At 28.9% G+C, this 12,221-nt stretch carries 9 protein-coding genes; 8 read left to right on the forward strand and 1 reads right to left on the reverse strand.

Annotated elements, in window-relative coordinates:
• Positions 1–593: 593 nt before the first annotated feature.
• Entirely contained in the window at positions 594–1,400 is an 807-nt protein-coding gene (locus tag WG951_RS06240) for a hypothetical protein (protein WP_340915837.1), read from the forward strand.
• A gap of 1,398 nt (positions 1,401–2,798) precedes the next feature.
• The gene (locus WG951_RS06245; protein ID WP_340915839.1) at positions 2,799–3,335 is read left to right on the forward strand and encodes a TPM domain-containing protein; all 537 of its coding nucleotides are present in this window, start codon (positions 2,799–2,801) and stop codon (positions 3,333–3,335) included.
• Positions 3,336–3,503: 168 nt separating this feature from the next.
• Here WG951_RS06245 and WG951_RS06250 read toward each other — a convergent pair whose 3' ends face one another.
• The gene (locus WG951_RS06250; protein WP_340914023.1) at positions 3,504–4,496 is read right to left on the reverse strand and encodes an IS110 family transposase; all 993 of its coding nucleotides are present in this window, start codon (positions 4,494–4,496) and stop codon (positions 3,504–3,506) included.
• Positions 4,497–4,828: 332 nt separating this feature from the next.
• Here WG951_RS06250 and WG951_RS06255 point away from each other — a divergent pair, with 332 nt between their 5' ends.
• From WG951_RS06255 to WG951_RS06280, 6 genes are all read left to right on the forward strand, one after another.
• Positions 4,829–5,392 carry a helix-turn-helix domain-containing protein gene (locus WG951_RS06255; RefSeq protein ID WP_340915841.1) on the forward strand — a complete coding sequence of 188 codons (564 nt, stop codon included), beginning with the start codon at positions 4,829–4,831 and terminating at the stop codon, positions 5,390–5,392.
• Positions 5,393–7,268: 1,876 nt separating this feature from the next.
• Entirely contained in the window at positions 7,269–8,441 is a 1,173-nt protein-coding gene (locus WG951_RS06260) for a serine hydrolase domain-containing protein (RefSeq protein ID WP_105050586.1), read from the forward strand.
• A gap of 648 nt (positions 8,442–9,089) precedes the next feature.
• Entirely contained in the window at positions 9,090–9,665 is a 576-nt protein-coding gene (locus WG951_RS06265) for a hypothetical protein (RefSeq protein ID WP_105050585.1), read from the forward strand.
• A gap of 158 nt (positions 9,666–9,823) precedes the next feature.
• Complete coding sequence (locus WG951_RS06270) at positions 9,824–10,267, forward strand: hypothetical protein (protein ID WP_105050584.1); 444 nt, start codon at positions 9,824–9,826, stop codon at positions 10,265–10,267.
• 827 nt (positions 10,268–11,094) lie between these two features.
• On the forward strand, positions 11,095–11,655 hold the full coding sequence (locus WG951_RS06275; RefSeq protein WP_146105320.1) for a hypothetical protein: 561 nt from the start codon (positions 11,095–11,097) through the stop codon (positions 11,653–11,655).
• 179 nt (positions 11,656–11,834) lie between these two features.
• Positions 11,835–12,032 carry a hypothetical protein gene (locus WG951_RS06280; RefSeq protein WP_146105319.1) on the forward strand — a complete coding sequence of 66 codons (198 nt, stop codon included), beginning with the start codon at positions 11,835–11,837 and terminating at the stop codon, positions 12,030–12,032.
• The last annotated feature ends 189 nt before the right edge of the window (positions 12,033–12,221 follow it).

The following is a 12,221-nucleotide window of genomic DNA, read 5'->3' on the forward strand; positions in this document are numbered from 1 at the left end:
AATTTTGAAAAGTTGGAGAATTTTCTAAATTTCACAAAAAAGGAATTTACTCAAATGCTGAAACCAAGATTACGGAGAAATCACTCAAATGTGAATTTCTAAACTTTGCGGAATTGAGCAAAATGCGGAACAAAAACTGTGCGGAATTTTCTCTTAAACAAAGTTTCGTAAGGCTGAGAATTTTCTGAAAATTAAATTAAGTGAAAATTATTGTCGGAATTAAGCACGTGGGAAAACACTCAAACGCTGAAAATCAAAGTTGCGGAATTTTTACTCGGAATTTAATTTATCAAGTTTGCGGAATTGGAAATGCCTGAAAAATGGAATTTAATGAAATTACTACTTGTAAATTAAAAATAACCCGAAATATGAACAAAATATGAAAATTGAAATAAAATAACGCATTTGCCAACACCTTGTATAAAAAATTGCTAAATTTGGCTTAATCAAGGTTTGTTGCATTTCTGTCAACTCCTATTTTCCTGCGGAAAATAGCCGTCGACTTAAAACGCAACTTTCCATACAAAACAACGTTGGGCATAATTTGACGCAACCTATTTGGAATTTATTCATCTATTCTAAAAAGAACAATAATGAGAAAACTGACACTAATAATCCTATCCATAATTATATTTAGTTGTAATACGAATGATGAGGGGACAAATGAAACAGAATATTCTGAATTTATTACGGGAAACTTAATTGAAACTGAAATAAATTTTATGGCAGAGGAAATATATACAACTAATGAAACTCAAGAACCAATTTTAAAACTAAAATTAATCAGTTCTGAAATTTTCCCTTGTGTAAACTATACTTTATCTACAACCGAATTTATAAAGGGAAATGAACTAATTATAAGGTTTGATGAAATAATTGAACCAGAAATTTGTTTAACCGCACTTGGATCCGCCATTTCTTATATTGACTTACCTCTAAACACAAATAAATTAACTTTTATAAATGGAAATACAATTGATAAATATTCAATTGACATTAACGAACAAAAAATATCTGTAACGCACATCGAAAATAATTTTACAACTTCATTATACAATAAAACTTTTAGGATTCCTGAAAATTCATTTGCCTATGTTTGCGGAACTAATACAAATAACACAAATATTTATAAAGATTTTTCAGCGATTATAGAACAAAATCCTGACTTCATAGAATTTGAATTTGACGGAGAAGGAAGAATTCCTTATCCTGAGACAACCGATGGAAATTGGGTCAATCACCCTTCTAAATATTATAAATACACAGAATCAGTCGAATTTAACAGTTTAGCTGACATATTGAATGATTATTCTTCACAGAATATCGAAGAAAATTCTGGAGTTACAATTTCAATTTATAGTTGGAATAATATCAAATTTTATAGCTGGATTGAAAATTAAAAAACTATGCCCAACACCGTATAAACTTTATTGCTGGTTATAGCTCACTTGGGAAATTCCTTCGGAATTTCGCCGTTCGTGTTTTATTTAGTAAATTCACTGCTTAAACAACGCAACAAAGCTTATACAACAACGTTGTAAAAAACTACTGAATCGCGCCAGAAACAAATAATTTATTTTAAATTAACTTTTGGCTTTTAAGTTTGAAAACCTAAATGTTGGAGAATAAATTTTCAGAAATATGGAACACTTTCTCGCGAGTGAAAAATTCTCTAAATTGGAAAGTTTGAGAAATTTAATAAAAAAGTTTTACTCAAACGCTTGAGAACCCAAATTGCGGAATTCTTACTCAACCTCTGAATTTATAAAGTTTGAGGAATTCAGTAAAACACTAAAAAAAGGTCTTGCAAAATTGGAGAATTTTAGTATTTAAAAAATAATTTACTCAAACTCTGAAAACCAAAATTGCGGAAAAAAAATAAAAATGCTGGAATTCTTACTCAAACGATAAATTTGGAAATTTAGTAAAACACCAAAAATCAGAATTGCTGAATTAATTCTGATAAAATAAAAATTGAATTAGTAGAAGCTGAAAAAAACCAAAACTATGGAAAAATTAAATACGCATTTTACAACAACTTGTATAAAAAATTGCTACTTTTAGCTTAAACAAAGGCTGTTGCATTTTTGTAAACTTCTGAATTTCCGTTGGAAATTCCTCGTTCACAAAAATCGCAACTTTCCATACAAAAATACGTTGCAAAAAACTGGCTGAAAGTATAATTTTGGAACAAAAGTTATTTTAAAATATATTTTGTTTTACAAGTTAGAAAACTCAAAAGGCGGAAAAAAGTTTGAAAAAATTAGTTTCGGAACACTCTCTCGAGATTGGAAAATTCTGAAAGAATTTTATTAATAATTAGTGTTTCAGAACGTTGAAAAAGTTGATCAAATTTAACTAGTTTGAAAATTAGTAAAAACTTGAAACTTATTTACTGTTTGAAAAGATAATTAAGCAAAGTGTTGAATAAATGTTGGTGGAATTAACTCTCAAACACAATTTTAGAAAGGCTGAGAAATTTAGAGAACAAACAAAAAGGTTTACTCGCTTTCGGAATTAAATGCGCCTGAAAACACGAAAAAACTAAAATTGAGAAACTGAATAAATTGCGGAATTAAAATATTGTCGGAATTTACTCTCAAACTCAAAAAATAGAAATTGAAAACATAAAAACGAAAATTAAACCCGCATTTTGCAACACCTTGTATAAAAAATTGCTTAATTTGGCTTAATCAAAGTTTGTTGCATTTTTGTAAACTTCTGAATTTCCGTTGGAAATTCCTCGTTCACAAAACCGCAACTTTCCATACAAAACAACGTTGTACACAATACGAAAAATGAAAATCAGGAATAAAATAATAATCTTAATTTTGACTTTTGGTTTATTTTCTTGCAAGTATTCTAATCAAGAAAAAGAAACTAAAAAATCAGCACCTGAATTTATTCATTCTGAAATAGGTTTTTCTCTACCAGATTCTTTGAAAATTATAAATGATTATGGCCAAATTTTCACAAAATCTCAAAAAGCTGAATTAAACAAAAATATTTCTGATTATGTAATAAATACTACAAAGGAAATTATTATCGTAACTATAGACAGCATAAAGCCATACAAAGACATTCAAAAGTTCGCAACTGACTTAGGAAATGACTGGGGAATTGGAGCTCCAAAATGGAACAATGGACTTACTATTGTTTTATGTAAACCTTGTAAAAAAATTGGAATAGCAACAGGAACTGGAACTGAACTGATTTTGACTGACGAAATTTGTAAAGAAGTAATTGAAAATACAATTATACCCGAATTTAAAAAAGGAAAATTTTATAACGGAATTAATAAAGGAGTAACTGAATTAATCACGAAATGGAAATAAAAGTACTGTGTACAACAACGTGTAGTAAAAATTGCTAAATTAGTGCTTGACTAAAAGCTTTTGCATTTTTGCTCACTTCAATTTTCCTACGGAAAATAGCCGTTCACAAAAACCGCAACTTTCATTACACGTATTCCAAGATCAAATCCTAATAAAATTTAGTTTTTTTTAAGCCATATGATTTTGAAGTACAACATAGGGCGTTCCTCTTTTAACAACCGCAAATGCTCTTGCTATTAGTTTATTTCTCACATTGTTTATCGCTAACATTTTATCTTTTCCTTCTGCTAATTTTTTTTGATAATATAACTTTAGTTCACTATCATGTTGTATAGCAGAAACACTTGCCATACTCAACAAACTTTTCATTTTTCTATCTCCTAAATAATGACACTGTTTTCGCCTATGAATACTGGTTCCAGAGCTATGTTCAAAAGGTGCGGTTCCACAATAACTAGAGAACGATCGCCAGCTTTTAAACCTCGTAAAATTACCTGTATGATAAATAAGTTGACAAGCAACAACAAAGCCAATTCCTCTCATGCTTCTAAGTAATTCGTAGTTTTTACTCATAGAAATATCGTCAAAAATTATTTCTTCAATTCTAATTTCTATTGCCTTGACTTGTTTTGTGAGATAGTCAATACTTCGTTTTAAACTGATACAACCTAAATCTGTTGTAGAGCTTGTTAAAAGTACTTTCATCTCTTTTAAAGTACCTTTTAAACCTGAATTATTTCTAACCAACTGATCTCTTAAAGCTAACAATCTACCCAACTCTAAATGAGCGCTACTTTTAACAGTACTTGGAGTTAATTCCTCCCGGTAAAGCCAACCATACCTAGCAATTACCTGAGCATCTAACTTATCAGTTTTTTCTTTTACAATGCCAGATGAACGTTTAATTTTTAACGGACTCTCCTCTACGTAAATAACTTTTTTACTGTGTAAATAAAGTGCCAACTTTAAGGAATAATAACCGGTATTCTCAAAACAATAAAAAACAGCACTCTCTTTTGTTGCTTTTAAAACCCATTTTATTAGGCTTTTGTAACCAGTTAAATCGTTCTTAAACTCTTTGTGTACTTGGGCATGATAACAATAAGCATCAATCGTCTTTTTTGACACATCAATTCCTACTACTTCTTGGTAATTTTTCATATTTTTACAATTAGAATGATTAAATATGTTGCAAAAACTACTTCCTTTATCGGGGTTTTATACGCCTGGTATTCCAAATGGTTCTTTGCAACTTTATAGAAACAGAGGACTCGTACGTGTAAGGGACCTTCAAATCTAAAACACGTTATAGTTCTCCTCTGTTACTACATAAAGATATTTAATACAAACTAAAGAAACACGTTGCCACCAATTAAAAAAACTCAACAAAACCAACATATTGACAAGAATGTCGTAAAAATGTCGCAAATAAACCGTTATCAAAATGATAGATTCATAAGTAGTTTTGTAGAAATAATAAAACACAAATAACTATGAATGGAATCGGAAAAAAAATTAGAGAAATAAGAAAGAAAAAAGGACTTTCTCAAGAGGAATTAGCTGAATCTGCAAAATTGAACTTAAGAACAATTCAACGGATTGAAAACAACGAAAGTGAACCTCGTGGAAAAACCCTGAATTTAATTTGTGAGGTTCTTGACATAAACGCAGAAGATATTTTAGATTATGGTAAACAACCTGATAAAAGCTATCTAACAATTTTTCATCTTTCTGTAATAGTCTTTTTAGCAATTCCTGTTGGAAACATAATTGTTCCTTTGATTTTATGGATGAATAAAAAAGATAAAATTGTTGGACTAAAAGAAATCGGAGCAAACCTTTTGAATTATCAAATTCTATGGTCGATTATTACATTTTTAAGTATAACTGGGTTCGCTTTTTCGAAAATTATGCATTATGGTTATTATCCTTTTCTTTTTTATATTTTTATCGGACTTTATGCTTTGAATATAATATTACCGATAACTTTTGCAATTAAAACGAGCAAAGGAAAAACAGAGAATTTATATCCGAATATAATTAAACTGATAAAATAACTGGTGGCAACACCGTGTATAATTAATTGCTTTGGCAAGTGCTTATTTGGAAAATTCCTTCGGAATTTTCTCGGGTTCGTATTTGTTTATTAAATTAGTTGCTTAACCACGCAACTAACCATACACAACAACGTTGCCAAAAATTGTCCAGAACCACTCAAACCGTTGGAAAAAAAACAATAAAACTCTTGAAGTTTAAAATGTTAGACACTCTCTCGCGAGTCAAAAATTTAGTTTTTAATAAAAATTAAAAAGGGTGAAAATATAGAGATTCTTAAAACAAAGTTTGTGGAATTTTTACTCAAACTTAAAATTTAAAAGGCGGAGAAATCTCGCTTTTTAAGAATAAAAGAAACCACTCAAATGTTGAATTTCCAATTATTGCGGAATGAAAATCTTTGCGGAACTTTCACTCAAACGCAAAATTTAAAAATTAGGAAAGATCTTGTAAGTCAAAACATGAAAAAAACACTCAAATGTTGAATTACCAATATTGCGGAATTGAAAATGTTGGCGGAATTGTCACTCGAACGCTAAATCTTGAAAATAATAACCAAAATCGGAAAACAAAATACAACTTTAGGCAACAACGTGTAAAAAAAATTGCTTAATTTTAGCTTAATAAAAATTAGTGGCTTTTTTATAAACTTCTATTTTCCTTCGGAAAATAGCCGTTCACTTTAATCGCAACTTTTCATAACACAAATACGTTGCCAAAAATTGTCCAGAACCACTCAAACCGTTGGAAAAAAAACAATAAAACTCTTGGATTTTAAAATGCTAGACACTCTCTCGCGAGTCAAAAATTTAGTTTTTTATAAAAATTAAAAAGGGTGAAAATATAGAGATTCTTAAAACAAAGTTTGTGGAATTTTTACTCAAACTTAAAATTTAAAAGGCGGAGAAATCTCGCTTTTTAAGAATAAAAGAAACCACTCAAATGTTGAATTTCCAATTATTGCGGAATGAAAATCTTTGCGGAACTTTCACTCAAACGCAAAATTTAAAAATTAGGAAAGATCTTGTAAGTCAAAACATGAAAAAAACACTCAAATGTTGAATTACCAATATTGCGGAATTGAAAATGTTGGCGGAATTGTCACTCGAACGCTAAATCTTGAAAATAATAACCAAAATCGGAAAACAAAAAACAACTTTAGGCAACAACGTGTAAAAAAAATTGCTTAATTTTAGCTTAATAAAAATTAGTGGCTTTTTTATAAACTTCTATTTTCCTTCGGAAAATAGCCGTTCACTTTAATCGCAACTTTTCATAACACAAATACGTTGCCAAAAATTGTCCAGAACCACTCAAACCGTTGGAAAAAAAACAATAAAACTCTTGAATTTTAAAATGTTAGACACTCTCTCGCGAGTCAAAAATTTAGTTTTTTATAAAAATTAAAAAGCTTAAAAATATAGAGATTCTTAAAACAAAGTTTGTGGAATTTTTACTCAAACTTAAAATTTAAAAAAGGCGGAGAAATCTCGTTTTTTAAGAATAAAAGAAACCACTCAAATGTTGAATTTCCAATTATTTCGGAGTGAAAATCTTGGCGGAATTATCACTCAAACGTAAAATTTGAAAATTAGGAAAGATCTCGTAAGTCAAAACATGAAAAACACTCAATTGTTGAATTCCAAATATTGCGGAATTAAAAATATTGGCGAAATTATCTCTTGAACGCTAAATCTCGAAAATAATAACCAAAATAGGAAAAACAAAAAACAACTTTAGGCAACACCGTGTAAAAAAAATTGCTTAATTTTAGCTTAATAAAAATTAGTCGCATTTATATAAACTTCTATTTTCCTTCGGAAAATAGCCGTTCATTTTAATCGCAACTTTTCATAACACAACAACGTTGTAGCCAATATGAAAAAAATAAATCCGAATGAATTATTGAAAATAGGGATTGTATTATTGATTTTTAGTGTTTTATCATCTTGTAAAATGTCAAGATTCATTTTTTATGGAAAAGCAGACATTGATGATTATAAAATTTTCAAAACACGAAATATAGAAAATTCAAACAAGCAATTTTTCTTTAAAAAATCAAAAGAGATTATTCCATTTGACACTTTAGAATACTCAATAAAAGACGGCGATAAAAAATACGATTTTAAAAAAACATTTGAGGAGATTTTAAAAGAAAACGAAACCACATCTTTTATTGTAATTAGGAATGACTCTTTAATACTCGAAAAATACTTTAATGATTATTCAAAAGCTACTTTAGTAAATTCATTTTCAACAAGTAAATCAATTTTATCACTATTAATTGGTATTGCAATTGATGATGGATATATAAAATCAGTAGAAGAACCTATAACCAACTACATTCCAGAGTTTAAAAAAGATGGATTTGATAAAATTAAAATAAGGAACTTACTTCAAATGACTTCGGGAATAAAATTCAAGGAAATATATGGTCCTTTTACTGACGCCGCAAATTTATACTATGGAAGAAATATTATTCGTGAATTAGGAAAACTTGAAATTCTATACTCGCCAGACACAAAGTTTAATTACAGTAGTGGAGATTCTCAAATAATGGGATTAGTCTTATCAAGAGCATTAAAAGATATCAGTCTTTCAGAATACCTTTCAAATAAAGTTTGGAAACCATTAGAGATGGAATTTACTGCTAACTGGAGTCTTGATGATAAAGGTTTAGAAAGAGCTTTTTGTTGTATCAACGCAACTGCGATAGATTTTGCAAAAATAGGCAGACTATATTTAAATAAAGGTTCTTGGAATGAGAATCAAATTGTATCAGAAAAATGGATTGAACAAACCACAAAGTACGATGAAAGTAAAAAAATAAACCCAGAAAAGTATTATTACAATTACAATTGGTACATAAATCCAAATGGAACCTATTATACTCAAGGCTACAAAGGTCAACACATTTATATTGATTCAAAAAATCAATTAATAATTGTAAGACTTGGAAAAGATTTTGGAAAAATGGAATGGGCAACATTTTTTCAAGAATTATCAAATAAATATGAAATAAATACTGGCTACAACAATGGCTATAAGTAATTGCTTGTTCTCGCCTACTTACGAAAATCCTCGCGAATTTTCAGTTTTGTGAATACTTGCAAAGTTAATCACTAAACCACGCAACTACTCATAGCCGAGACCGTTGCAAGTAATTGGCGGAAACCACTCAGACACTTGAATTTTGCGGTTCAAAACTCTTGAATTTAAAAACGGAAAAAAACTAGACACTCTCTCGCTCGGCAAAATTTGTAAAATTGGAGAGTTTTAGAAATTTAATCAAAATCAATTTACTCAAACCTTGAAAACCTAAAATTGCGGAATTTAGCAAAATGCTGGAATTTCACTCAAACCCTGAATTTAATAAGTTTGCGGAATTTAGCAAAACACGAAAAATCTAGAGCGCGAAATTCACTCAAACCTTGAATGACAAACTTGGCGGAATTACCACTCAAACGTTGAATTTTGAAAAATTGAAAAAGTGCTACAAACTGAAAAAAACCAACTACTTGCAACACCGTTTATAAAAAATTGCTAAATTGTGCCTCATCAAAACTAGTCGCGTTTTTGTAAACCCCTATTTTCCTGCGGAAAATAGCCGTTCACTTTTAAACGCAACTTTCCCATAAACAACAACGTTGTGCGTCATTACCAAGCAAAACGGCTGAATTGAAGAATTAACTATTGAAAATGAAAAAAAACTTAATAATATTATTTGTTTTAGCAACCACTATATCTTGTGGAATAAAAACATTTAAATTGAAAAATGGTTATTCAAGAGCAGCAATAAACGAAAAAGTTTACAAGAATAAAAAACATTTTGAAAAAGGTGTTTTAAAAGATATTGATACTCAAATAATCTACGAAGAATATAATACGACTTTTTATTCTGGAGATAAACCTATTAATGTTTTAGCTAGAAAAAATTATGAAAACCCTCACACTTCATATGAAGTTTATAAGTTTTATGAGAATGGAAATTTTAATTTATTTATTCTAAACAGAGAAAATTCTGAATTGAAAAGCAATATGTTTGACCCTGAATTTACAGGTTGGCGTGGAGTTTTATATTCTAAAAATGGTGAAATAAAAGGAGATTTAATAACTCAAGTTTCTGGAATGGGTAATGTAGGAATAATAAAACAAACTTTTGAATTTAGAGGAGACTCGCTATTAATAAATAGAAAAGGAAATTCATTTGGAAAAAGAATTTATATTAAAAGAAAAATACCAATTGAATTATTGAAAAATAACGCTGAATGGTAAAAAAACGAACGCACAACACCTTGTATAAAAAATTGCTTAATTTAGCATAATCAAAGTTTATTGCATTTTTGTCTACTCCTATTTTCCTGCGGAAAATAGCCGTCGACTTAAAACGCAACTTTCCATACAAAAATACGTTGTACCTAATACCCAAAAAAATGAGAATATTGATTATAATTTTAGCAATCTTAAGTTTGAGTGAAACTATACATTCTCAAAACAAATCTGAAAAGGAAAAAATTTTTGAATTTGAAAATGTTGAAATAACACCTCTATTTGAAAAGTGCAAGCCTAAGAAGAAAGCTGAAAAGGAAAAAAAATGTGTAAAAAAAGAAATAATGAATTTCATCTATGAGAATTTTAGTCACTTACTTGTTGGTGAATTAGGTTTACCGGCTGGAAAATATGAATTAAATAGTAAATTTATAATTGGAAAGAATGGCGAAATTTTGAATATTGCAGTAAAGTCTGAAAATTTAGAATTAAAAAAAGAAATGGAAACAGTTTTAAAGTTAATGCCGAAATTTAGTAGACCTGGAAAAGTTAATGGAATAGCAGTTTCGACTGAATATTCACTGCCTTTTAAAATTTATGTTGAATAATAAGTACTAGGTACAACACCGTATAAACTTTATTGCTAGTTTTGGCTCACTTGGGAAATTCCTTCGGAATTTCGCCGTTCGTGTTTTATTTAGTAAATTCAGTGCCTAAACCACGCAACAAAGCTTATACAACAACGTTGCCAAAAATTGCCCAAAACCAAGCAAAACGTTGGAAAAAAAACAATAAAATTGCTGAATTTTAAAATGTTAGATACTGTCTCAAGATTGAAAATTTAGTTTTTAATAAAGATTTAAAGAGTTTGAGAATATTTAGATTCTTAAAATAAAGTTTGTGGAATATTCTCTCAAACTCAAAATTTGAAAAGGCGGAAAAATCTCGTTTTTTAAAAATAAAAGAAACCACTCAAATGTTGAATTTCCAATTATTACAGAATGAAAATCTTTGTGGAATTTTCACTCAAACGCAAAATTTGAAAATTTGGAAAGATCTTGTAAATCAAAACATAAAAACCACTCAAATGTTGAATTTCAAATATTGCGGAATTAAAAATATTGGCGGAATTATCACTCGAACGCTAAATCTCGAAAATAATAACCAAACTCGGAAAAACAAAAAACAACTTTAGGCAACACCGTGTAAAAAAAATTGCTTAATTTTAGCTTAATTAAAGTTAGTCGCATTTCTATAAACTTCTATTTTCCTTCGGAAAATAGCCGTTCATTTTAATCGCAACTTTTCATAACACAACAACGTTGCCAACAATGCAAAACCGAAACTACCGAAAATGAATAGATTTATAATAATAGTCTTAATAATATTTTCTTTTTCAAGTTGTCAGAATTATGAAAGCGAGAAATATATTAAAATGGAAAATGAAGCAATTAATGATATAATTCTTGAAATGACACAATTTGAGGAAATGAAAGAACTGAATGAATATGGAAATGAAAAACTCAAACTTTATATCTTATCAAAATTAGACACAACAACAGCTTGGACAATAAAACCAACTGGATATGACATTGGTGCGAATGGAATTGATTATTCAAAAGAAAGAATTGAAAGAAACAAAAATAAATTTGAAGAAGATTTAAAACAGTATGAATTTGAGGAAAAAATTTTCATCGACTTAAAAAATGGAAAAATTAAAACTCGGAATTTGAATTATTCCTTTAAGAATGAAAATTTAAAGATTGAATTAATAAAAAAAGAGAAGATTGAAGCATTAGAAAACTTTGAGACTAAAAAAAATGAATTTGGTTATTTATTCATTTCAAGAATAGTTTTTAATAGAAATTTTACGAAAGGTTATTTACATTTTGACTTTATTTGTGGAGTTGGTTGTGCTTGGGACAATAATATTGAAATTAAAAAAGTAAATGGAAAGTGGAAAATAACGGAATACTTTTCTGGAGGAATTGCCTGAAAAAAAACACTGTTGGCAACACCGTATAAACTTTATTGCTGGTTTTAGCTCACTTGGGAAATTCCTCCGGAATTTCACCGTTCGTGTTTTATTTAGTAAATTCACTGCTTAAACAACGCAACAAAGCTTATACAACAACGTTGGCATTCATTGACGAAAGTACTCAAAATGTAGAAATTATGATTAAAAGAAATTTAGGCTTAATATTTGTTATAATGGCTATGAGTTTAAACATATTGAATTTTGGTTATATAAAAAAAAGTGTTGGATCATTTAATTTTTGGTTAACATTAGTTTCCGCACTTCTACTTATTGCTGCTTTGGTTAAAATATTTATTAGAGAAAAGAAGGAAAACAAAAAAACTAAATCTGACTAAATAATAAATAAAATTATGTCGGAATTTTAGTTTGTTTGAGGAATCTTAAACTGAACTGAAAAGCAAAATCTATATTGAATTAGGAATTTAGCAAGAAACGGAATTACTCTCTCAATCGGAATTGAAAAAATTTGAGAAATAATAGGCTTACCGAATTCACTCAAACGCTGGAAAACAAAAAAACTGAAT

This window comes from Polaribacter butkevichii (assembly GCF_038024105.1).
Taxonomy (GTDB): domain Bacteria; phylum Bacteroidota; class Bacteroidia; order Flavobacteriales; family Flavobacteriaceae; genus Polaribacter; species Polaribacter butkevichii.

Bases quoted from the DNA above. Each gene is read 5' to 3' on its own strand.
- WG951_RS06240 (WP_340915837.1), top strand. From the start codon at position 594: ATGAGAAAACTGACACTAATAATCCTATCCATAATTATATTTAGTTGT.
- WG951_RS06245 (WP_340915839.1), top strand. From the start codon at position 2,799: ATGAAAATCAGGAATAAAATAATAATCTTAATTTTGACTTTTGGTTTA.
- WG951_RS06250 (WP_340914023.1), bottom strand. From the start codon at position 4,496: ATGAAAAATTACCAAGAAGTAGTAGGAATTGATGTGTCAAAAAAGACG.
- WG951_RS06255 (WP_340915841.1), top strand. From the start codon at position 4,829: ATGAATGGAATCGGAAAAAAAATTAGAGAAATAAGAAAGAAAAAAGGA.
- WG951_RS06260 (WP_105050586.1), top strand. From the start codon at position 7,269: ATGAAAAAAATAAATCCGAATGAATTATTGAAAATAGGGATTGTATTA.
- WG951_RS06265 (WP_105050585.1), top strand. From the start codon at position 9,090: ATGAAAAAAAACTTAATAATATTATTTGTTTTAGCAACCACTATATCT.
- WG951_RS06270 (WP_105050584.1), top strand. From the start codon at position 9,824: ATGAGAATATTGATTATAATTTTAGCAATCTTAAGTTTGAGTGAAACT.
- WG951_RS06275 (WP_146105320.1), top strand. From the start codon at position 11,095: ATGGAAAATGAAGCAATTAATGATATAATTCTTGAAATGACACAATTT.
- WG951_RS06280 (WP_146105319.1), top strand. From the start codon at position 11,835: ATGATTAAAAGAAATTTAGGCTTAATATTTGTTATAATGGCTATGAGT.